General features: G+C 71.2%; 1 protein-coding gene. It reads left to right on the forward strand.

Annotated features, from left to right (window positions below; genetic code table 11):
- On the forward strand, nucleotides 1-26,166 hold the full coding sequence (locus tag NAM01S_RS12295; RefSeq protein ID WP_084482891.1) for a non-ribosomal peptide synthetase: 26,166 nt from the start codon (nucleotides 1-3) through the stop codon (nucleotides 26,164-26,166).
- Nucleotides 26,167-26,193 lie beyond the last annotated feature (27 nt).

Here is a 26,193-nt window from a genome sequence, read left to right on the forward strand (position 1 = left end):
ATGTCTCACGCAGAATCGGTCGCATCCAGCGGGCTCGGCAACCGCAACCACCCCCGACATGCCATGCTGCGCCGGGCATACGGCGTCGAGGACCTACCCGGCCTCATCGAGACCGTGGCCGACCTGGCGCCCGACCGGATCGCGCTGCGGCACGGCGACACCGCTATCGCCTACGCGGCGCTGGCCGCCGAGATCGCCGCACTCGGCGCGGCCATGGGCGGTGGTCTGAGCTCGGACGCCCTTGTCTCCGTGGTGATCTCCGGACAACTGCCCGAGCTGCTCGAATCCGGCGACGGCGCACTCGGCGCGGTCCTCGACCAACTGCTCGACGACGCGCTGCTGATCGCCGCCGACGTGCTGCCGACCGCCTTCACCCCCGTCGAGACGCTGGTCAGCGAATTCGAGGAGCAGGTGCGGCGCACCCCCGACGCCGTCGCGCTGCAATACGGCGACGCCACCCTCACCTACGCCGAGTTCGACGCGCGCGCCACCGCGCTGGCACGGCGGCTGCACGAGCTCGGTGTCGGACCGGATGCCCTGGTCGGGCTGGCCGTGCGGCGCTCGTTCGAACTGCTCGTCGGCATGTACGCGATCCTGAAGGCGGGCGGCGCGTACGTGCCGATCGACCCGGAGCATCCGGCCGAGCGCATCGCCTACGTGCTCCAGACCGCGGCGCCGATTCTGGTGCTCACCACTACCGCCGACCAGCCGGAGTCGCTGGCCGACAGCCGGGTGCTGCGCATCGATGAATTCGAGGCCGCCTTCCGCGCAGCGGGTAGACAGCCCGGCGCAGCGGGCGGGCAGATCGGCGCAGCGGGTGGACAGCTCGGTGCCGCCGGTCGACCCGACAACGAGATCCTGCCGCTGCCCGCCGCGGACAACACCGCCTACGTCATCTTCACCTCCGGCTCGACCGGCCGCCCGAAAGGCGTCGTGGTCTCGCACCGTTCGATCCTGGCGAATCTGCGGTGGCGCCAGCGCCTGTACCGACTGTCCGAAGACGATGTGGTGTTGCAGAAGACGCCGTTCACCTTCGACGTGTCGGTGTGGGAGTTCTTCTGGCCCTTGCAGATCGGCGCGCGCCTGGTGATCGCCGAACCCGACGGACACCGCGATCCGGCCTACCTGGCCCGCGCGATCACCGAATACGGCGTCACCGTCGCGCATTTCGTGCCGTCGATGCTCGCGGTGTTCGTCGCCGAACCCGAGATCGAGACCGCCGTGGACAGCCTGCGCCTGGTGTTCGCCTCCGGCGAGGCGCTGCCCGCTGCGACCGCGGCCGCCTTCCGCGACGTCAGCGGCGCGACCCTGCACAACCTGTACGGGCCGACCGAGGCCGCGGTGGACGTGACCGCGCACGAGGTGACCGCCGCCGACACCGCGAGCGTGCCGATCGGCGTCCCCGCCGACGACACCGAACTGCTCGTGCTCGACGACAACCTGCGCCCGGTCCCGGCGGGCGTGGTCGGTGAGCTCTACCTTTCCGGCGTCCAGCTGGCCCGCGGCTACGTCGCCCGCCCCGGCCTCACCGCGGACCGGTTCGTGGCGAATCCAGAGGGCGCGCCGGGCGAGCGGATGTACCGGACCGGCGACCTCGTCCGCTGGACGCCGGGGGTGGATGGCGGGCCGTCCGAGCTGGAATACCTGGGCCGCATCGACTTTCAAGTCAAGCTGCGCGGGCTGCGCATCGAACTCGGTGAGGTCGAGGCCGGTCTGCTGCGCGACGAGCAGGTGGCCCAGGCCGCGGTGGTGCTGCACCGGCACGCGGGCGGCGATCACCTGGTCGGCTACGTGGTCGCGGCGGGCGGCGTCGTCGACACCGCGGCCGTCTTGGAAACCGCGCGTGCGCACCTGCCGGAATACATGGTGCCCGCGCTGGTGCAGGTGCTCGACGAGATGCCCGTCAACGCGAACGGCAAGCTGGATCGGCGCGCGCTGCCCGAACCCGACTTCGGCGCCGCCGCAGTCGAATACCGCGAACCGGCCACCGAGGCCGAGCGCCTGGTCGCGGAGATCTTCGCAGACTTGGTCGCCGCGCCGCGGGTCGGCGCGGACGACGACTTCTTCGCGCTGGGCGGCAACTCCCTGCTCGCGACGCGGGCGATCGCCAGGGTGTCGGCCGCGCTCGGCGTCGCGATCGACGTCAGGGACTTCTTCGATCGGCCCACGGTGGCGGCGGTTGCCGCGCTGTCGGGTTCCTCGGCACCGCGTCCGGCGCTGGCCGCGGGCCCGCGTCCGGCGCACATCCCGCTCTCGCCCGCGCAGCGGCGCATGTGGTTTCTCAATCGGCTCGGCGCGGATTCGAGTCCGGACCGCACCGCGCACAACGCCGCCGTGGACAACATACCGGTGGCGCTGCGCATGCGGGGCGCGCTGGACGTCTCCGCGCTCTCGGCCGCGATCACCGATCTGGTCGCGCGCCACGAGATCCTGCGCACCGTCTACCCGCAGACCGAGGCGGGTCCGGCGCAGGTGGTGCGGTCGGTGCACGCCGTCTTCGATCTGACGCCCTCGGAGATTCCCGCGGAGCGGCTCGCCGACGCGGTGCGGGCCGTGGCGAGCCAGGGCTTCGACGTCGCCGAGGAGATCCCGGTGCGGGTGCGCCTGCTGCGCAGCGGGCCACAGGACCACACGCTGGTGCTGGTGGTGCACCACATCGCCGCCGACGGTGTCTCGATGGGTCCGCTGATGCGCGACCTGGTCACCGCCTACACCGCGCGCCGCGCGGGTACGGCCCCTGGTTGGTCGCCGCTCGCGGTGCAGTACGCGGACTACGCGCTGTGGCAGCGCGCGGTGCTCGGCGCCGAGGACGACCCGGACTCGGCGGCGGCGCGTCAGTTGAGCTTCTGGCGGAGCGAATTGGCCGAGCTGCCAGCGCAATTGGACCTGCCGTCGGATCGCCCGCGCCCCGCCGTCGCGTCCTACCGCGGCGCCACCCACGAATTCGCGCTCGACGCCGACCTGCGCGCCGCCGTGGAACGGCTGGCCGCGCGCTGCGGCGCTACCCCGTTCATGGTGCTGCACGCCGCTTTGGCGGCGTTGCTCGCTCGGCTCTCGGGCACCTCCGACATCGCCGTCGGCACCCCCGTCGCGGGCCGCGGCGAGCTCGCGCTCGACGACCTGGTCGGCATGTTCGTCAACACCCTCGTGCTGCGGACCGAGGTGTCGGCCGCCGCTAGCTTCACCGAGCTGGTCGGGCACGCGCGCGAACGCGATCTGCGCGCCTTCGCCCACAGCGACATTCCGTTCGAGCAGTTGGTCGAGGCGGTGAACCCGGCGCGCTCGCGGGGTAGGCATCCGCTGTTCCAGGTCGCGCTGTTCATGCAGAACATGGCGCCGGTCGCGCTGGCCATGCCCGAGCTCGACACGGAGCTGGTGGATTTCGAATCCGGGTTCGCCAAGTTCGATCTCCAGCTCACGCTGTCCGATCCTGTCGTCGTCAACGCCAACACCGCCGTCGACGGTGCCGCCTCCGCCACGGCCACCAACGCTGCCGCCTCCGCCACGGCCATCGGCAGCGCAGCTCCCAATGCCGCCGACAACGCCGCCACCGATGCCAACGCTGCCGCCTCCGCCGCCAACGCTGCCGTCACCAACGGCTACCGCGCCGAATTCACTTACTCCACCGACCTTTTCGACGCCGCGACGGTGCGCGAGTTCGCCGCGAAGTTCGTCCGCTTGCTGCGCGCCGCGGTCACCACGCCGGACGCACCGGTCGGCGATATCGAACTGCTCGACGCGGGCGAGTTCGACTACGTGACCGCGAGCTGGAACGCCAGCGGCCACCGGGTCGCCGACCGCTTCCTGCACGAGGGCTTCGACAACCAGGTCCGCCGCACCCCGGGCGCGGTCGCCCTCGTCGCGGACGGTGGCGCCGAACTCACCTACACCGAGCTCTCCGACCGCGCGAACCGGTTGGCACGGCTGCTGATCGCCACGGGCGTCGGCCCGGAATCGCTTGTGGTGCTGGCCATGCCGCGCTCGATCGTCCTCGTGGTCGCGATGTACGCGGTGCTGCGGGCCGGCGGCGCGTACGTGCCGGTGGACCCTGCGCACCCCGCCGAACGCATCGGCCACATCATCGACACGGCCGCGCCGCACACCATCCTGACCACCCGCGCCGCCGGTTTCACACCGCCCGAGACGGTGCCGTCGACCGTCCTCGTGCACCATCTCGATGAACTGGACCTCGCCGAATACCCGGCCACCAAGATCGCCGACGCGCATCGGACGTCGCCGCTGCATCCCGAGCACCCGGCCTACGTCATCTTCACCTCGGGCTCCACCGGGCGGCCCAAGGGCGTTTCGATCAGCCACCGCGCCATCGCCAACCAGCTGGCCTGGATGCACGACGAATACCGGGTCCGCGCGGACGACGTGTACTTGCAGAAGACCGCGACGACGTTCGACGTCTCGCTGTGGGGCTACTTCTTGCCGTTGCGCGCGGGCGCGACCCTGGTGCTCGCCGCACCCGACGGCCACCGAGACCCGCGCTACATCGCGGAAACCATTGCCCGCCACGGTGTCACGCTCACCGACTTCGTGCCGTCGATGCTCGCCGTATTCGCGGCGCACGCCGAGGCCGACGAATTGCGCTCACTGCGTGACGTCTTCGTCATCGGCGAGGCGCTGCCGCCGGAGACCGTCGCGGCCTTCCACGCGGTGTGCGACGCCGGACTGCACAACCTGTACGGCCCCACCGAAGCGGCCGTGTCCATCACCTACGGCGAGGCCACCGCCGACGACACACCTCTGGTGCCGATCGGTGAGCCGGAATGGAATTCCCAAGTCTACGTGCTGGATTCGCGACTGCGACCGGCGCCGATCGGGGTACCCGGCGAGTTGTACCTGGCGGGCGAGCAGCTGGCCCGCGGCTATCACGGCCGCACCGACCTGACCGCGGACCGCTTCGTGGCCAACCCTTTCGGCGGCAACGGCGAACGCATTTACCGCACCGGCGATCTGGTGCGGTGGAGCCGGGACGGTGAGCTCGTCTACCTCGGCCGCGTGGATTTCCAGGTGAAGTTCCGCGGCCAGCGCATCGAGCTCGCCGAGATCGAGACCGCGCTGCTCGCCGCGCCCGAGGTCGGTCAGGCCGCCGTGCGGCTGGTCGACGCCGAGAGCGGCGACTATCTGGCCGGGTACGTCGTCGCGGCGCCCGGCGCGGAACTGGACCTGGACGCGCTGAAGTCCGGCCTCGGCCGGGCACTCCCGGCGTACATGGTGCCGACCGCGCTGGTCGAGCTGACCGAATTCCCCCTGAACACCAGCGGCAAGCTCGATCGTGCCGCGCTGCCGCTTCCGGTGTTGCGGGCCAGCAGTTTTCGCGCGCCCGTCGACGCGACGCAGCGGCTCGTCGCGTCCGTGTTCGCCGAGGTGCTGCGAGTCGATCGCGCCGGACTGGACGACGACTTCTTCGCGCTCGGCGGCAGCTCGCTGGACGCCACGCAGGTCACCGCGCGCACCGGCGAGGTGCTTGGCGCCCGCGTGCCTGTGCGCACCCTCTTCGAAGCCTCGACGGTCGAGTCCTTCGCCGCGGCCGTGGCCGAGCTGGCCGAGGCGGGCGTGACCCGGCCGACCCTGGCGCGGCGCGAGCGGCCGGAGCGTATCCCGCTGTCGCCCGCCCAGCAGCGGTTGTGGTTCCTCAATCGCCTGGAGAGCCAGGACGATTCGCCCGGCGTCTACAACTTGCCGGTGGTGCTGCGGCTGACCGGCAGGCTCGACGTACGCGCGCTGGAGCGCGCTGTGCTGGACGTGCTCGCCAGGCACGAATCGCTGCGGACCAGCTATCCGGAGAGCGAGGACGGCCCTTACCAGTCGATCATCGACGCCGACGACATCGGCCTGAGCCTGAATCCGGTGCCGGTCGAGCGGGCCGAGCTGGCCGCCACCGTCGCGGCCATCGCGGGCGGCGGCTTCGACGTCACCACCGAGCTGCCCGCACGCGTCGCGCTGCTCGCTCTCGACCGGGTCGATTACGCGCGCGGCGTGCCCGCCGACGAATACGCGCTGGTGTTCGTCGTCCACCACATCGCGGCCGACGCCCTCTCGATGACGCCGCTCGTCACCGATCTGATCCGCGCCTACCGCGCCCGGCTGATCGGTCACCGGCCCGACTGGGCCGAATTGCCGGTCCAATACGCCGATTACAGCCTGTGGCAGCGCGAGCTGCTCGGCTCGCCGGAACGGCCCGGCGATCTGGCGCACCGGCAGCTGCGATTCTGGCGCGACGCCCTCGACGGCCTGCCCGCCGAGCTGCCGCTGCCCACCGACCGGCCGCGTCCGGCACAGCCGAGCCGGCGTGGCGCGGCCGTCGATTTCGCGATCGATGCCGAGGTGGCCGCCGGGTTGCGGGCGCTGGCCGCGCGGTCGGGCGCGACGCTGTTCATGGTGCTGCACGCCGCCTTCGCGGCCACGCTGGCGCGTTCGAGCGGCGCCGACGACATCGTGGTCGGCTCGCCCATCGGCGGGCGCGGTGAACGCGCGCTCGACGACATGATCGGCATGTTCGTCAACACCCTCGCGCTGCGCACAAGGGTCGCCTGGGACACCGCCTTCGAGGACTTCCTCGCCGAGGTGCGCGATGCGGATCTGGCCGCGTTCGCCAATGCCGAGCTGCCGTTCGAGCAGCTGGTCGACGCGATGGACGTCGATCGAAGCACCGGCGCGCATCCGCTGTTCCAGGTGCTGCTCAGCTTCGGCGCGGCCCCGCGCGCGCTGCCGGCCGTCGAGATCCCGTCGCTGACCGTGGAGCCGATCGACATCCCTGACGACGGCGCGAAATTCGACCTGCACCTGGTGCTCGCGGAACGTCCGGACGGTCTGGGCGGCAGCCTGCGCTACGCCACGGATCTGTTCGACGCCGCGACGGTCGCGGCGTTCGTCGCCAGGCTGCGCCGGATGCTCGTCGCGGTGGCCGCCGATGCCACGGCGCGCGTCGGCGAGATCGAACTGATCGACGCCGAAGAGCGCGCACTCGTGCTCGACCGGTTCAACGAAACGGAACATCCGGTCGACGAAACGGCCACGCTCCCCGCGCTTTTCGCCGCGCAAGTCGCGCGCACCCCTGATCGCCCAGCCCTCACCTTCGACGGTGAAACGCAGGCCCACCCGTCGCCCGGCCACCACCCCTCACCGAGTCGCTACGCGACGCTTGCCCACCCGTCGCCCGGCCACCACCCCTCACCGAGTCGCTCCGCGACGCTCACTTATAGCGAGCTTTCCGCGCGGGTCAACCGGCTGGCGCGCTGGCTGATCGCGCAGGGCGTCGGCCCGGATTCGCTGGTTGCGCTCGGCATGCGGCGCAGCATCGACCTGGTGGTCGGCATGTACGCGATCACGGCGGCAGGCGGCGGTTATGTGCCGCTCGACCCGGACCATCCGGCCGAGCGCACGGAACACATTCTCGCCACCGCGATTCCGGTCGCGGTGCTGACCTCCGGCGCGGATCTGGACCTCGCCGCGGCACAGGTCCGCATCGACCGGCTGGACCTGTCCGGCTACTCCGACGCGCCGATCACCGACGCCGAACGTCGCGGGGCGCTGCGCGCCGACAACACCGCGTACGTCATCTTCACCTCCGGTTCGACGGGCACACCCAAGGGTGTCGCGGTGAGCCACGGCGCGATCGTGAACCGGTTGCGCTGGATGCAGTCGGCGTACGTGGCGCTGGACGGCGACGACGTGCTGTTGCAGAAGACGCCGGTCGCCTTCGACGTGTCGGTGCCGGAGTTCTTCTGGCCGTTGCAGGTCGGCGCGCGACTGGTGCTTGCCGGCCCCGACGGTCACCGCGACCCCGCCTACCTTGCCGAGCTGATCCGGCGCGAGGGCGTCACCGCGGCGCACTTCGTGCCGTCCATGCTCGCGGCGTTCGTCGCCGAGGAACCCGAGGTGCCCAGCCTGCGGCACGTCTTCTGCTCGGGGGAGGCGCTGCCCGCCGCCACCGCGCAGCGGATGCGCGCGCTGACCTCGGCGCGGGTGCACAACATGTACGGGCCCACCGAGACGGCGGTCGAAGTTTCAGCGCACGAGGTCACCGATGCGGACACCAGCGTGCTGCCGATGGGTGGACCGGTCTGGAACACCCGGATGTACGTCCTCGACGCGCGCCTGCGGCCGGTTCCGATCGGCGTGCCCGGCGAGCTGTATCTGGCCGGTGCGCAGCTGGCCCGTGGCTATCTCGGCCGTGCCGATCTCACCGGAGATCGCTTCGTGGCCAACCCCTTCGGCGAACCCGGCGAGCGGATGTATCGCACCGGCGACCTGGTGCGCTGGACGGCGGCGGGGGAGGTCCAGTTCCTCGGCCGCACCGATTTCCAGGTGAAGGTGCGCGGCCTGCGCATCGAGCTCGGCGAGATCGAAACGGCGTTGCTCGCGGCTCCCGGGGTGGCCCAGGCCGCCGTGCTGGTGCGCGACGACAACGGCACCGGCGATCAGCTGGTGGCGTACCTGGTGCCCGACACCGCGCTCGATCTCGACCTGGTTCGCGCGGAGATCGCCCGTCGACTACCGGCCTACATGGCGCCAGCGGAGTTCGTCGTGCTGGACGCCTTCCCGGTGAACGCCTCAGGCAAGCTGGATCGCCGGGCGCTGCCCGCGCCCGCGCCGCGGACCGTCGAATTCCGCGCCGTCAGCGGCCCTGCGGAAGCCCTTGTCGCCGAGACCTTTCACGCGCTGCTCGACGCCGAGCGGGTCGGCGCGGACGACGACTTCTTCGCACTCGGCGGCAACTCGCTCATCGCGACCCAGCTCGCCGCGCGGCTGTCCAAAGCGACTGGAACGCAGGTGCCCGTGCGCGCCGTGTTCGACGCGCCCACGGTGCGCGAGCTGGCGAAGCACCTGAGGTTCGACGGCCCGGCCGCGCCGGTGACGCTGCCGCCGCTGCTCGCGCGGGAACGCGGCGAGTCCGTTCCGCTCTCGATCGCCCAGCAGCGCATGTGGTTCCTGAATCGATTCGACAGTGCCGGAGGCGGTTACAACATCCCGTTCGCGCTGCGGCTGACCGGCGCGCTGAACGTGTCCGCGCTGGACGCGGCCGTCGCCGATGTGATCGGCAGGCACGAGACGCTGCGCACCCTCTACCCGGAACACGACGGCGCGGCCACCCAGCTGGTGCTGCCGGCTGGTACCCGGCTGGTCGACCTCGCGCCCCAGGAAGTGCGCGCGGCCGAGCTCCCCGCTCTGATCGCCGCTGCGGCCGACACTGGGTTCGACGTGACTTCCGAAGTGCCGCTGCGTGTTCGGCTGCTCCGGCTCGCGGACGGTGGCGCCAAGGAGGAACACGTGCTGCTGTTCGTCGTGCATCACATCGCGGCCGACGGCTGGTCCTTCGCGCCGCTGACTCGCGATCTGGCCGCCGCCTACGTCGCGCGCTGCGCGGGGTCCGCGCCCGCCTGGCGTCCGCTGCCCGTCCAGTACGCCGATTTCGCGCTGTGGCAGCGGGACGCGCTGGGCGACGCGCAGGACCCGATGTCGGTGCTGGCCGGGCAGCTGCGCTACTGGACGCACCGGCTCGCGGGCCTGCCCGAAGTGCTCGCGCTGCCTTCGGACCGTCCGCGCCCCGCGGTGGCCTCGAATCGCGGCGGCGCGGTCGTCGGACGGCTCGACGCCGCGTTGCACCGCGACATCCAGGAGCTGGCCGCCGAATACCGGGTCACCCCGTTCATGGTGCTGCACGCCGCGCTGGCCGCGCTGCTGAGCAGGCTGGCCGCCACCGGCGACATCGCCGTCGGCGCGCCGGTGGCCGGGCGCGGCGACGAGGCGCTCGACGAGCTCGTCGGCATGTTCGTCAACACCCTCGTGCTGCGCACCGAGGTCCGCGCCGAAGCCACCCTCGCCGAGCTGCTCGCCGAAGTCCGCTCCGCCGACCTCGCCGCCTTCGAGCACGCGGCCGTGCCGTTCGAACAGCTCGTCGACACGCTGAATCCCATTCGTTCGCAGGCGCATTCGCCGCTCTATCAGGTGGCGCTGACGCTCCAGAACCAGACCAAGCCCGACTTCCGTTTGCAGCGCCTCGCCATCGGCGCGCTCGACATCGGTCCGGCCCCGATCCAGCTGGACCTGGACTGGACACTGACCGACCGCTACGACGCGGACGGCGAGCCCGACGGCATCGACGTGCACCTGCACTACGCGCTGGACCTGTTCGACGAGCGCACGGTCACCGGTTTCCTAGCCGGGTTCGAGCGGGTGCTGCGCGCGATGGCGCGCGACACCAGGACCGCGGTCGGCGATGTGGAACTGATGTCGGTCGCCGAGCGCGGGATGCTGCTCGCCGACCGGAACGCGACGGCGCATTCACTGCCCGCCGAGACCCTCGGCGACCTGCTCACGGTGCGCGCCGCCGCCGACGCGGACGCCCGCGCGGTGACCTGCGAGGACGAGTCCCTGACCTACGGCGAGCTGGCCGTGCGGGTGAACCGGCTCGCCAGGCATCTGATCGCCGAGGGCGTCGGCCCGGAAACCATCGTCGGGCTGGCCGCGCTGCGTTCGCTGGACATGCTCGTGGCGATGTTCGCGATCGTGCGCGCGGGCGGCGCGTACCTGCCGCTCGACCCGGCACATCCGGCCGACCGACTGGCGCAGGTGATCGAAAGTGCCGATCCCGCATTGGTGTTGGTCGTCGGCGGCGCGGAACTCCCGCCGCTCGACGCGCGCGTGCTTCGCCCGGCCGAGCTGGACCTGTCCGGCTACTCGGCCGAGCCGGTCACCGACGCCGAGCGCCGCACCGCGCTGCGCCAGGACAACACCGCGTACGTGCTGTTCACCTCGGGCTCCACCGGACGGCCCAAGGGCGTCGCGGTCACCCACCGCGCCATCATGAACCAGCTGCGCTGGCTCGAGCACCGCTACGAGGTGACCGCGGCCGACCGCGTCCTCCAGCGCGCGCCGCTGACCTTCGACGTCTCGGTGTGGGAGTGCTTCCTGCCCGTCGCGGTCGGCGCGCCGCTGGTGATCGCCAAGCCCGGCGGACACCTGGACCTGGCCTACTTCGCCGGGCTGCTGCGCGAGCACGGCATCACCATCGCCGAATACGTGCCTTCGGTGCTCGCCGCGCTCATCGGCGAGGGCATGGGCGACGCGCTGCGTTCGTTCCGGCACCTGCACTGCGGCGGCGAGGCGCTGACACCCGATCTGCTCGCCGCGATCCGCGCCAGCTTCGACGGCGCGGTGCACAATGCCTACGGCCCGACCGAAGCGGCGATCTCGGCGGTCTATCACGAATTCACCGACGCCGACGTGGCTTCCGGCCGCGATGTGGCGATCGGGCGTCCGTGTTGGAACACCCGCGTCTACGTGCTCGACGCGCGGCTGCGGCCGGTGCCGACCGGCGTGCCCGGCGAGCTGTACCTTGCGGGTGATCAGCTGGCGCGCGGCTACCACGGCCGCTCCGGGCTGACCGCCGAGCGGTTCGTCGCCGACCCGTTCGGGGTGCCCGGCGCGGTGATGTATCGCACCGGTGATCTGGTCCGCTGGAACCGCTCGGGCGATCTGATCTATCTGGGCCGCAACGATTTCCAGATCAAGCTACGCGGACAGCGGATCGAGCTCGGCGAGATCGAATCGGCGCTGACCGGTGTGCCCGGCGTGACCAACGCGGCCGTGCTGGTCGCGAAGGACAGCTCCGGCTACGAATGTCTGGTCGGCTATGTCAGCGGGGAGGTCGCGGCCGACGCCGTTCTGGACGCCGTGCGCGAGCGGCTGCCCGGTTACATGGTGCCCGCACACCTGGTCGTGCTGGACGAGATGCCGCTCACCACGGTCGGCAAGCTGGATCGCGCGGCGTTGCCGAAGGTCGAGGTCAGTGGCGGCGCGGTCGCCTACCGCGCGCCGAGGGAGGGCGCGGAATCGGTGCTCGCGGCCCTGGTCGCCGACCTGCTCGGCGGATCGGCGCGCATCGGCGCGGACGACGACTTCTTCGCGCGCGGCGGGAATTCGCTGCTCGCCATGCGGTTGGTCGCGCGCGCCAACGCGGCACTGGGTTGTGCGCTCACGGTGCGCGAGGTGTTCGAGGCGCCGACGGTTTCGGAACTCGCGGTGCGCGTGCGTCATTCGGCCGAGCGGGACGAGTCACGTCCGGCTCTGACGGCGGGTCCTCGGCCGGAGCGGATTCCCTTGTCGCTGGCGCAGACTCGGATGTGGCTGCTCAACCGGATCGATCCGGAATCGGCGGTCTACAACATCCCGATCACCATTCGGTTGACCGGTGCGTTGAATATCGTGGCGCTGGCCGCCGCGCTCGGCGACGTGATCGCGCGGCACGAGTCGCTGCGGACGGTCTTCCCGTCCGATGGTGACGGCCCCTTCCAGTCGGTGCGCGCGGAAGTGCCCGCGCTGGAATTGGCTCCGGTGACGGTTTCCGAGGCGGAACTTCCCGAATTCGTCGCGGTCTTCGCGGCGTTGCCGTTCGATCTGCGCGGCCAAGTGCCCGTGCGCGCCAAGCTCTTCCGCGCCGCGTCGGATGACCACGTGCTGGTCGTCGTCGTGCACCACATCGCGGCCGACGGCGTGTCCACCGCGCCACTGGCCCGCGATCTCATGGTGGCCTACACGGCGCGCAGTGCCTGCACCGCGCCGCAGTGGCGACCGCTCCCGGTGCAGTATGCCGACTTCACGCTGTGGCAGCACGAGGTACTCGGCGCGGCTTCCGATCCGGAATCGGTGCTGGCCAAGCAGATCGCGCACTGGCGCGCCGAGCTGGCCGACCTGGCGCCGGTACTCGAGCTGCCCACCGACCGCCCGCGTCCGCCGGTCGCCACCGGGCGTGGCGCCACGGTGGAATTCGCTGTCACCGCCGAGCTGACCGCGTCGATCGCGGAACTCGCCCGGCGACACGGTGTTTCCTCGTTCATGGTGGTGCACGCCGCCTTCGCCACCTTGCTCGGCAGGTTGGCGAGGATCGAGGACGTCGCGATCGGCACGCCTGTCGCGGGACGCGCCGAACAGGCGCTGGACGAGCTGGTCGGCATGTTCGTCAACACCCTCGTGCTGCGCACCGAGGTGCGCGCCGGCACGTCCTTCGCCGATCTGCTGCGGCAGGTTCGCGAGGTCGACGTGCGCGCCTTCGCCCATGCCGATCTGCCGTTCGAGCGTCTCGTCGAGGAGATCAACCCCGCTCGCTCGCAATCGCATTCGCCGATCGTGCAGACGCTGCTGACCTTCGAGCACCGCGACGACACAGTGCTGGAGCTGCCGGGGCTCGAGGTGTCGGCCTACCCGCTCGACAATCGCGTCGCGCAATTCGATCTGGCCTTGGAGCTGGTCGAACATCACCAGGGTTCGGGCACGGCGCTGCGCGCGCTGGTGCGCTACGCGACCGACCTGTTCGATCGCGCGACGGTCCAGTCTTTCGCGGCGCGGTTCGTCAGGATTTTGGAGACGGTGGTGGCCGATCCGGCTCTCCGAGTCGGCGATATCGAACTGCTGGACGGGGCCGAGCGCTCGCTCGTGCTCGAGCGGTGGAACGACACCGCGCACCCGGTCGCGGCCAGCCCGCACACCTTGATCTCGCTGTTCGAGGAGCAGGTCGCGCGCACACCCGAGGCTGTCGCCATGACTTTCGAGGGAACCAGCCTCGAGTACGGCGAGTTCGCCGCTCGCGTGCACCGGTTGGCGCGCTGGTTGGTCACCCAGGGCGTCGGCCCGGATTCCTGTGTGGCACTTGGCATGCGGCGCTCGCTCGACCTGATAGTCGGGATGTACGCGGTGACGGCGGCGGGCGGCGCGTACGTGCCGATCGATCCCGATCACCCGGCCGACCGCATCGAGTACGTGCTGGCCACGGCACGTCCGGTGTGCGTGCTGACCTCCGGGATGGATCTGGAAGTCGCCGCGGCGCGGCAGGTTCGGATGGATCGCTTGGATCTGTCCGCCTTCGCCGACGACCCGCTCACAGACGCCGACCGGATCGGCGAGCTCGCGCCGGGCCACCCCGCGTACGTCATCTTCACCTCCGGCTCCACCGGCCGCCCCAAGGGCGTCGCGGTGTCGCACGCCGCCATCGTCAACCGGCTGGTCTGGATGCAGGATCGCTACGGGCTGCGCCCGGACGACGCGGTATTGCAGAAGACACCCGCGACTTTCGACGTGTCCGTGTGGGAGTTCTTCTGGCCGTTGCAGATCGGCGCACGCTTGGTTGTCGCGCGCCATGACGGTCACCGCGATCCCGCGTACCTGGCCCGGCTCATCGCGGCCGAGCGCGTGACCACCTTGCATTTCGTGCCCTCGCTGCTCGCGGTGTTCCTCAACGAGCCGCTGGCCCGGGAACGCGCCGCGCTGCGGCGGGTTTTCGCGTCCGGCGAGGCGCTGCCCGCCGCCGTCGCCCAGCGGGCGCGGCGCGTTCTCGGAGTCAGGGTGCACAACCTCTACGGCCCGACCGAGGCCGCCGTGGACGTGACCTATCACGAGGTCACCGACGCCGACACGGACTCGGTGCCGATCGGCAGGCCGGTGTTCAACACCCGCCTGCTGGTGCTGGACGCGCGGCTGCGGCCGGTGCCTGTCGGCGTGCCTGGCGAGCTGTATCTGGCGGGTGGGCAGTTGGCGATCGGCTATGTGGCGCGGCCCGAGCTGACGGCGGATCGCTTCGTGGCCAATCCTTTCGGCGCGGTTGGCGAACGTATGTACCGCACCGGCGATCTGGTGGTCTGGACACCTAACGGCGAACTGGAGTACCTGGGCCGCACCGACTTCCAGGTGAAGCTACGCGGTTTGCGCATCGAGCTCGGCGAGATCGAAGCCGCCCTCACCGCCGTGGCCGGTGTCGACCAGGCGGTGGTGGTCGTTCGTGGCGGGCAGGTGTCCGGCGGCGACCAGCTTGTCGCGTATCTGCTTGGCGCGTCGATCGATATCGGTGCCGTGCGAGCGCGGCTGGCCGCCGGATTGCCCGGCTACATGGTGCCTTCCGCGTTCGTGGTGCTCGACGAGTTCCCGCTCAACTCCTCCGGCAAGCTGGACCGCAAGGCGTTGCCCGCGCCCGTCGTCGAGTCGGCGGCCTTCCGCGCACCGGAAACCGACGCCGAGCGAACCGTCGCGGCACTGTTCGGCGAGCTGCTCGGCGTCGAACGGGTCGGCGCGGACGACGACTTCTTCGCGCTCGGCGGCAACTCGCTGATCGCCACCCAGCTGGCCGCGCGGCTCGGCGCCGAGCTGAACACCGACATCCCGGTGCGGACGTTGTTCGACGCGCCGACGGTCGCGGCACTCGCCGAGCGGGCGGTCGAGCGCACGGGAGCGGCCCGCCGTCCCGCACTCGCAGTGGGACCGCGTCCGGACACGATTCCGCTCTCGCCCGCTCAGCAGCGCATGTGGTTCCTGAACCGCTTCGATCCCGCGGAGACCGTCAACAACATCCCGGTCGCCATCCGCTTCGTCGGCGAGCTGGACACCGCGGCGCTGACCGCCGCGATCGCCGACGTGATCGCCAAGCACGAGACGCTGCGCACGGTCTACCCGGACCGCGACGGCGTCGGCCACCAGCGGATCCTCGACGCCGCCGCGCCGTCGATCACCGAGCTGGACTCCGCCGACCCGGCTGCTGCCCTCGTCGGCTTCGTCGCCAAGCCGTTCGACGTGACCGCCGAGGTGCCGCTGCGGATCGGGCTGGCCGAGCTCTCGGAGCACGAGCACCTGCTCGCCCTCGTCGTGCACCACATCGCCGCCGACGGCTTCTCGATGGGACCGCTGGCTCGCGATCTCGCCGCCGCCTACGCCGCGCGCGTCACCGGGGCGGAGCCGGACTGGACGCCACTGCCGGTGCAGTACGCCGACTACGCGCTCTGGCAGCGCGAATTGCTCGGCGCCGAGGACGATCCGGAGTCGACCGCCGCACGTCAGCTGGACTACTGGCGGCGTGCGCTGCGCGGTCTGCCCGCCCAACTGGACCTGCCCGCCGACCGCCCGCGCCCGGCCGTCGCCTCGCACGCCGCCGCGAGCGCAACCCTGCTGCTCGACCCGGCGCTGCGTACCGGTATCACCACGCTGGCCGCCCGGCACGACGCGACGCCGTTCATGGTGGTGCACGCCGCGCTCGCGGTGCTGCTCGCCCGGCTCTCCGGCACAGCGGACATCGCCATCGGCGCGCCGATCGCCGGTCGCGGCGAACGTCGGCTGGACGACCTGGTCGGCATGTTCGTCAACACGCTGGTACTGCGCACCGAGGTGCCCGGCGCGGACTCCTTCGCCGCTGTGCTGCGGCGGGTGCGCGAGGGCGACCTGGACGCGTTCGCCAACGCCGAGGTGCCGTTCGAGCGGCTGGTGGAAGTCCTCGACCCGCCGCGCTCACAGGCGCGGCACCCGCTGTTCCAGGTCGCGCTGTTCTTCCAGAACCTTTCGCCGATCGAGGTGCGGTTGCCGGGGGTGACCGTCGCCGAGTACGAGTTCGACTACGAGACAACCCGATTCGATCTGCAACTCACCGTCTCCGACGACGCGGTGCGTTTCACCTACGCCACCGACCTGTTCGACGCCGCGACCGTCCACACCATGGGCGAGCGATTCCTGCGGCTGCTGACGGCGGTGATCGCGGACCCGGATCTGCCGGTGGGCGACATCGACTTGTTCGGCGCCGGCGAGTTGCGCAGGGTGGTCACCGAATGGAACGACTCCGCGCACACCGCGTTCGTGGCGGAGATGCTGCTCGACGAGTTCGAGGCGCAGGCCGCGGCCACGCCGAACGATCCCGCGCTGGTGTACGTCCCCGACGGCGGCGCGGCCGCCACGGTGCTCACCTACGGCGAACTGGATCAGCGCGCCAACCGGCTGGCGCGGCATCTCATCGAGGCGGGCGTCGGTCCGGAATCGCTGGTGGCCCTGGCCATTCGGCGGTCCATCGACCTGGTGCTCGCCATGTACGCCGTGCTCAAGGCAGGCGGCGCGTACGTGCCGATCGACCCCGACCACCCCGCCCAACGCATCGCCCACATCCTCGACACCGCACGGCCCGCCGCGCTGCTCACCACCGAACGCGACCGTGCCGAATTCGGCTACACCGGACGCGTCGTCTGCGTGGACACCGTCGCGCTGGACGGCTACGCCGACGATCCGATCGCGACGGAGGAGCGCGGCGCGCCGATCCACCCGGGGAACCCGGCGTACGTGATCTTCACGTCGGGATCGACGGGAAAGCCCAAGGGCGTCGGCGTGTCTCACGCGGCGATCGTCAACCAGATGACCTGGATGCAGTCGGAGTACCGGCTGCGCGCCGACGACGTGTACCTACAGAAGACCGCGACCACCTTCGACGTCTCACTGTGGGGCTACTTCCTGCCGTTGCGCGTCGGCGCGACCGTGGTGCTCGCGACGCCAGACGGGCACCGCGATCCGGGCTATCTCGCCGAGGTGATCGGTCGCTACGGCGTCACCGTCACCGATTTCGTGCCGTCGATGCTGAGCGTCTTCGCCGGACACGTGCACAGCTCCGGGCAGCGCCTGGACGCGCTGCGCACCGTGTTCGTGATCGGTGAGGCGCTACCTGCCGAGACCGTCCGCGCGTTCGGTGCGGTGAGCGAGGCCCGGCTGCACAACCTGTACGGACCCACCGAGGCCGCGGTGAGCATCACCTACCGTGATGTGACGGGCGAGACCGAGCGCACCGTGATGCCGATCGGCAACCCCGAGTGGAACAGCCGTGTCTACGTGCTGGATTCGCGGCTGCGGCCGACCCTGCCCGGGGTTGCGGGTGAGCTCTACCTGGCGGGGACTCAGCTCGCCCGCGGTTACCACGGCCGACCCGACTTGACCGCGGATCGGTTCGTGGCCAACCCCCTCGGTGCTCCTGGCGAACGCATGTACCGCACCGGCGACCTCGTCCGCTGGGACACCAGCGGCGACTCCGCCGAACTGGTGTACTTGGGCCGCACCGACTTCCAGGTGAAGTTCCGCGGCCAGCGCATCGAACTCGGGGAGATCGAAGCCGTGCTGGCCGGAGTGCCCGGCGTGTCCCAAGCCGCGGCGCTGGTGGTCGGCGAGCACCTGGTCGGCTACGTCGTGCCGACGCCGGAGAACACCGCCGAACTCCAGGACGCACTGCGCGCCGCGGCGCGGGTGACGCTGCCGTCCTACATGCTGCCCTCGGCCTTCGTGGTGCTGGACGCCTTCCCGCTCAACGCCTCCGGCAAGCTGGATCGAAAAGCACTGCCGGAACCCGCGTTCGATCGTCGCGCTTACACCGCTCCGGTCACCCCGGCGGAGCGCCTGGTGGCCGCCGCCTTCGAGGACGTGCTCGGTTGCGGACCGGTCGGCGTCGAGGACAGCTTCTTCGATCTGGGCGGGAACTCGCTCAGCGCGACCAGGGTGCTGGCCAGACTCGGCGAAAGGCTGGGCAGGCGCGTGCCCGTGCGGCTGCTGTTCGAGGCGCCGACGGTCTCCGCGCTTGCGGCGGGAATCATCGCCGAGGCGGGCGATTCGGTCGTTCCGCTGATCGCTGGTCCGCGTCCCGAGCCGGTGCCATTGGCGCCCGTCCAGCGCGGCATGTGGTTCCTCAACCGGCTCGATCCGTCGTCGGCCGCGCACAACATCCCGGTCGCGATGCGGATCCGCGGCGAACTGGACGAAGTGGCGCTCGGCGCGGCGTTCGCCGACGTGGTAGCGCGGCACGAGGTGCTGCGGACGATCTACCCCGCGGCGGCCGACGGCACGGCGCACCAGGTGATCCTGCCCGTGGCGCCCGCGCCCGTGCGGCTGGACGTCGAAGCGATCGATGCGAGCGGCTTCGAGGATCGGATCGCCGAATTCCTCGCCGCCGGTTTCGATGTCACGTGCGAGGTTCCGGTCCGCGCGGTGTTGCTGCGCGAGAGTTCGACGAGCCGGGTGCTCGTCGCGGTGCTGCACCACATCGCCGCCGACGGATACTCGATGCGCCCGCTGCTGCGAGATCTGCTCTCCGCCTACCTGTCTCGCGTGCTGGGAGCCGCACCGGCGTGGCCGGGGCTCGCCGCGCAGTACGCGGACTACGCGATCTGGCAGACCGCGGCGGTCGAAAGTGCGGCTGCCGAGGACCTTTCGTTCTGGCGCGAGGCGCTGCGCGAACTGCCCGAGGATCTGGCCCTGCCCACCGACCGCCCCCGCCCGCCCGTCGCGAGCAAGCGCGGCGGCAACGTGCGGGCCCGGATCGGCGGCGGCGTCGGCGGGCGGGTGCGCGAGCTCGCCCGTGCACAGCACGCGACGCCGTTCATGGTGGTGCACGCGGCACTGTCGGTGCTGCTGGCCAGGCTCTCCGGTTCCGACGACATCGCGATCGGCACCCCCGTCGCCGGTCGCGGTGCGGCGGCGCTCGACGACCTGGTCGGCATGTTCGTGAACACGCTGGTGCTGCGCACCCGGCCGCGTCCCGAACAGTCCTTCACCGAACTCCTTGCCGAGACGCGGTCCGCCGATCTGGCGGCGTTCGCGCACGCGACCGTGCCGTTCGAGCGGGTGGTCGACGAGCTCGGTGTGGCGACGACGCAGGCGCGGCATCCGCTGTTCACGGTCGCCCTGAGCTACCTGAACACCGGGGACGACACCTTCGCCGTGCCGGGGCTCGAGCTCTCTGCGGTCGAATTCGACGAGCCAGTGGCGCGTTTCGACCTCCAGTTCACCGTGGCCGCGGACCTCGACGCAGACGGACACTTCACCGTCGAACTGAACTACGCGACCGATCTGTTCGACGCGGACACCGCCGAAGGGCTGCTGCGCCGGTTCGGCCGGGTCCTCGGCACGCTCACCGCCGCGCCGGAACACCCGATCGGCGCGGTCGAACTGCTCGCGCCCGCCGAACGCGCCGAACTGCTCGCCAGGCGCGGCGCCGAGGCGGTGCCGCAGCGGACGCTGGCCGAGATGATGGCGGCGGCCGTCGCCATGAACCCGGACGGTGTCGCCGTGGTCTGCGGTGACCGCGAGCTGACCTACCGCGAGCTGGACGAGCAGTCCGCGCGGCTGGCCAGGCTGCTCGCCGGGCACGGCATCGGCGCGGAGGACGTCGTCGCGATCGTCATCCCGCGTTCGGCCGAGGCGCTGCTCGCGGTGTGGTCGGTGGCCAAGAGCGGCGCCGCGTTCGTCCCGGTCGATCCGACCTATCCGGCCGAACGGATCGCACATATGCTCACCGACTCCGGCGCGGCCTTCGGCCTCACGATCGACGCGGTCCACGCCGCGCTGCCCGGCGCTGTCGAATGGCTGGCGCTGGACGCACCCGCCACCGTGGCGCGGATGCGGCAGACCAGCGCGACGCCGCTCGGCGCGGACGAGCTGGCGCGTCCGGTGCGGGTGGACCACGCGGCGTGGATGATCTACACCTCGGGCTCGACGGGTGTGCCGAAGGGCGTCCTGGCGACGCACGCGGGAATCGCGGGAATTGCTCGCGCGCAACGGGATCGGTACTCGGTGACCGCCGACGCGCGCGTGCTCGCCGTGTCCTCGCCCAGCTTCGACGCCTCCATGCTGGAACTGCTGATGGCGCTCTCGGCGGGCGCGACCATGGTCGTCGCACCGGCGAGCGTCTACGGCGGGGCCGAGCTGACCGCGCTGATCCGCGATCGGCGGGTGACCCACGCGTTCATCACCCCGGCGGTCCTGCAAACCCTCGATCCGGCGCGACTGCCGGAGCTGCGGCAGTTGACCGTCGGCGGCGAGGCCTACGGCCCGGATGTGGTGCGGCGCTGGGGCGTCGGACGGTCGATGTACAACACCTACGGCCCCACCGAGACCACCGTCATCACCACGATCAGCGCAAGGATGCGACCGGGCGATCCGCTCGACATGGGCGCGCCGATCCACGGGATGTCCGCGCTCGTGCTCGACGACCGGTTGCGGCCGGTGCCCGTTGGCGTCGCGGGCGAGCTGTACCTGCGCGGTCCCGGCTTGGCGCGCGGATACCATGCGCGGGTGGGACTTTCGGCGAGCCGGTTCGTCGCGGACCCCTACGGTCCCGAGGGCGGACGGATCTATCGCACCGGCGACCTGGTCAGATGGGTGCCCGCATCGCGAAGCGATTCGATGAGGGGCGGTGGCCGGGCGACGGGTGGGCCGGCGTCCGGCGCGCTCCAGCACCTCGGGCGCACCGACCACCAGGTGAAGGTGCGTGGTCTGCGTATCGAACTCGGTGAGATCGACGCCGTGCTCGCCGCGCACGAATCCGTCGACCACGCGGTGACCGTCGGGCACACCGATGCCAATGGTGTGGCCGCGCTGGTTTCCTATGTGGTTGCCGCACCGGGTCATACGGTCGACACCGCGGAACTGACCGCTTTCGCGGGTCGTTCGCTGGCCGCCTACATGGTGCCCGCCGCCATCGTGGTCCTCGATGCGCTGCCATTGACGCCGGTTGGGAAACTGGATCGGAAGGCGCTGCCGGAACCGGAATTCCGCACTACCGCGTTCCGCGCGCCGGTGACCGCGGTGCAGCGGACGGTCGCCGCGACCGTCGCCGCCGTGCTCGGGATCGACGAGGCCGGTCTGGACGACGACTTCTTCGCGCTCGGCGGAAACTCGCTCACCGCAACGCAACTCGCCGCGCGGCTGGGTGCGGCGCTCGGCGTCACCGTCGGCGTGCGCACGGTGTTCGAGCACTCGACAGTCGAGGCCCTGGCCGCCGAGCTGGGCAGCGAAGACGCTTCGCCCGCCCGCCCCGCGCTGATCGCTCGCAGGGGCGACGAGCCGGTTCCACTGTCGCTGGCGCAGCAGCGCATGTGGTTCCTCAACCGGCTGGACCGCCAGTCCACCGCCTACAACATCCCGCTCGCGGTGCGGCTGACCGGCTCGCTCGACGTGGCCGCGCTGAACGCCGCCATCACCGAAGTGGTGGCCAGGCACGAGGTGCTGCGCACGGTCTATCCGCAGCGGACGGCAGGACCCGTGCAGGTGGTGCTACCGGTCGGGGACGCGGGCGCGCCGGTGCTCGCGCCGATCGCGGTGCCGATCGACGATCTGCCCCTCGCGGTAGCGGATTTCGTCGGTGCGGGATTCGACGTGACCGACGCGGTGCCGTTGCGCGCCAGGCTCTTCCGTCCGATCGCGGAGAATGGCTCGGCGGCAACGGAACACGTGCTGGTCGTGGTGATTCATCACATCGCGGCCGACGGTTCGTCGCTCGTTCCGCTGGCCCGAGACGTGATGCTCGCCTACGCCGCGCGCAGGCGGGGACGCGCACCGGAATGGAAGCCGCTGCCGGTGCAGTACGCCGACTACAGCCTGTGGCAACGGGAACTGCTGGGCTCGGAGGACGATCCGGAATCGCTGGTGGCGCAGCAACTCCGGTTCTGGACCGAGGCGCTCGACGAGCTGCCCGCGCAGCTGCCGCTGCCGACGGATCGGCCGCGGCCCGCGATCGTGTCCACTCGCGGCAGGCACGTCGATTTCGCGGTCGAAACCGAAACCCACGCGGCCCTGGTCGAATTGGGTCGCACGTCGGGCGCGACGCTGTTCATGGTGGTGCACGCCGCCTTCGCCGCCCTGCTCGCGCGACTGTCTGGCACCGGCGACATCGCGGTCGGCACACCCGTTGCGGGTCGCGGCGCGGCCGAACTCGACGACGTGGTCGGCATGTTCGTCAACACCCTGGTACTCCGCACCCGCGTGGACGCGGGCGACGGATTCAGCGCGCTGCTCGAACGGGTGCGCTCCGCCGATCTCGCGGCGTTCGCGCACGCCGACGTCCCGTTCGAGCGGCTGGTCGAGGTGCTCAATCCCGAGCGCTCCACCGCGCGGCACCCGCTGTTCCAGGTCGGGTTCTCGTTCCACAACCAGGCCGAGGCCGACTTCACCCTGGACGGGCTGACCGCGACCGCGGTCGACTTCGACTCCGAGGTCTCGCAATTCGACCTGCACCTGGTGGTCACCGACCGCTACGACGCGCAGGGCACGCCCGCCGGACTCGCCGCGACGATCACCTACGCCACGGCGCTGTTCGACGAGGCGACCGTCGCGGGCTTCGCGGGCCGGTTGCAGCGGCTGTTGAAAGCCGTGTGCGCCGCGCCGCGGCTGCCGGTCGGCGACCTGCCGCTGCTGGACGACGCCGAGACCGAACGCATGCTCCTCGCATGGAACGCCGCCGACCGGGAGTTCGCTCCGGACACGCTGGTCACCGCGTTCGAGGCGCAGGTGGCGCGCACGCCCGACGCGATCGCCGTCGTCGACGACGCGCACACGCTGACCTACGCCGAGTTCGCCGCGCGGGTGAACCGGCTGGCCCGGGTGCTGATCGGCCGGGGTATCGGCCCGGAATCGCTGGTGGCGCTGGCGGTTCCGCGCAGCGTCGACCTACTCGTCGCGATGTACGCGGTGGTGACGGCGGGCGGCGCCTACGTGCCGCTCGACCCGGCGCATCCGCTCGATCGGACCACCGGCGTGCTCGCCGCGGCGAACCCCGAACTGGTGCTCACCTCGGCGCGCAAGCCGATGCTGCCCGCCGAGGTGTCCGACCACGAGGCGCTGTTCGACATCACGACGGTCCCCGATTCCGTCGACGCCACGCCGGTCCGCGACGCCGAACGGGTCCGGGCGTTGTCGCCGTGGCACACCGCGTACGTCATCTTCACCTCCGGCTCGACCGGTGTCCCGAAGGGCGTCGCGGTCCCGCACCGCGCCGTCACGCACCAGCTGGACTGGATGCAGTCGGAGTACGGCCTCGGCGCCGACGACGCCACCCTGCTGATGACCTCGGCCGCCTTCGACCTCTCGGTCTGGGAATTCTGGTGGGCGCTGCGCACCGGGGCGCGGGTGGTGCTCGCGCCGACGGGCGCACAGCGTGACCCAGAAGGGGTACTCGACCTCGTCCGTCGAGCCTCGGTCACCACGGTGACGCTCGTGCCGTCGCTGCTCGCCATGTTGGCCGAGATTTCCAGCGGGCGCCCACTGCCCCGCTCGCTGCGCAGGTTGTTGGTGATCGGTGAGGCGTTGCCCGCCGCGACACTCGCGAAGGTCGGTGCGCTCACCGATGCGCGCGTCGACAACCTGTACGGGCCGACGGAAGCGGCGGTTTCGGTGACTCGGTACCGCACGGCGGTCGGTTCGGCGGCGGGGATCGGCGCGGCGGCGGAGTCCACTGGGGCGGCGGTGTGGGAGCAGGCCGGCTCGATCATGGCTGATCCGACCGGCGCGGCGGCGGGGCGGCTCGGAGCGGCGGTGGTGGAGCCGACTGGTGCGGCGATGCTGACGTCGACCGTCGCCGATACGACGATGCCGACCGGTGGAGCGGTTACCAGGCCGCTCAGCACTGGGATGCTCGTGGCGAGCGGCACCGCGACCCTGACCGGCAGCGTGCCGATCGGTACGCCCGAGGCGGGCACCCAGGTCTACGTCCTCGACGACCGGCTGCACCCGGTCCCCGCGGGCGTCACCGGCGAGCTGTACCTGGGCGGCGCGCAGCTGGCTCGCGGGTATCACGGCAGGCCGGACCTGAGCGCGGAACGCTTCGTGGCCAACCCCTTCGGCGCGCCGGGCAGCAGGCTGTACCGCACCGGCGACATGGTGCGCTGGAACTCCGAAGGGAATCTCTGCTACGTCGAACGGCGCGACTTCCAGGTCAAGGTGCGCGGATACCGCATCGAACTGGCCGAGATCGAGCACGCGATGCGCGCGAGGCCGGAGGTCGCGGAAGCCGTCGTGGTCGCGCACCTAGCGGATGGTGAGAACGCCATGCTGGTCGGCTATTTCACGACGGCGGCGCCGGTCGACACTCCGCAGCCGCACATCGCATCGCGTGTTGAGGGACCGGGCGCGAGGTTGGGCACCGGGTGGCCGCAGGCAGGGTTGGGCGCGGAGGTACCACGCGCTGGTTCGCACGCCGATGGGCCGCGTGCGGGGTTGGGCGCCGAGGGGCAGCGAGCTGGGCTGGACATCGACGGGCAACGTGCCGGGTTGGGCGCGGAGGCGCCACGCGCTGGGCTGCACGCCGATCAGCCACGCGCCGGGTCGGGCGTTGACGGGCCGCGCGCCACATCGGGCATCGAGGGGCCGCGTGCCGGGTTGGGTATCGACGGGTCCCATGCCTCGTTGGACACCGACGCGCTGCGGGCAGCGCTCGCGGGGGTCCTGCCCAGCTACATGGTGCCTGCCGCGCTCGTTCGACTCGACGCACTGCCGCTCAACGCCAACGGCAAGGTCGATCGGGCTGCGTTGCCACGGCCCGAACTGGCGGCGCGCGAGTTCCGCGCTCCGGCGACGGAGCTGGAACAGGCCGTGTGCGCCGTCTTCGCCGAGGTGCTCGATGCGGACCGAATCGGCTTGGACGACAACTTCTTCGAGCGCGGCGGCAACTCGCTGATCGCCACCCGCCTGGCCACGCGGCTGAGCGCGGAACTCGGCGAAACGGTCCCGGTCGTCTGGTTGTTCTCCGCGCCGACGCCCGCCGGACTCGTCACCCAGCTCGAGCTGACCAGGTCCGGCCGGGGCCGGGTCGACGCGGCGGAGGCCTTCGACGTGCTGCTGCCGCTGCGCCAGGGCGGCGGCAAGGCGCCGCTGTTCTGCCTGCACCCCGTCGGCGGCGTGGCATGGTCGTTCGCCGGTCTTGCCGCGCACATCGACCCCGAGCGGCCGATCTACGGCCTGCAATCCCCGGCGCTGAATTCGGCGGAACCGCTGCCGGATTCGATCGAGGACTGGGCCCGGCGCTACGTCGCGGAGATCCGCGCCGTGCAGCCGGAGGGCCCGTACCACCTGGTCGGCTGGTCGCTCGGCGGCGTTCTCGCGCATGCCGTCGCGATCCAGTTGCAGGACGAGGGACAGCACGTCGCGACGCTGGCCATGATGGACAGCCCGCGCACGGAAGCCGTGGCCGAGACCACCGTGCCGCTCGCCGACCTGCTCGGCGGACTGCTCGGCGAAAAGGCCGCTGATGCCGACACCGAACTCGGCCTTGCCGAACTCGCCGAACGCATCGCCGACCTGCCGGAACCGTTCGCCTCCTTCGGTGCCGAACGACTCGGCCGGGTGCTGGACGCGGGAGCCCATTCCCTCCAACTCCTCACCCGCTACCGCCCCCGCCGCTACAAGGGCAACCTCGTGTATTTCACCGCCGCCCTGGACGATCCGACCGGCGCGACCGGCGCCGCCGGATGGTCCGACGCCGTGGACGGCACCGTACACAACCACGCCGTCACCGCCACCCACTGGCGGATGACCTCCGAATCCGCCCTCGCCCGCATCGGCCACGTGCTGACCGCGGCCTTGGCCGACACCGACCGCGCATGAACCCGTCCCACCCGCACGAAAGGTGAA

Origin of the sequence: Nocardia amikacinitolerans NBRC 108937 (assembly GCF_001612615.1) — a bacterium.
In the GTDB taxonomy this organism is placed as follows: domain Bacteria; phylum Actinomycetota; class Actinomycetes; order Mycobacteriales; family Mycobacteriaceae; genus Nocardia; species Nocardia amikacinitolerans.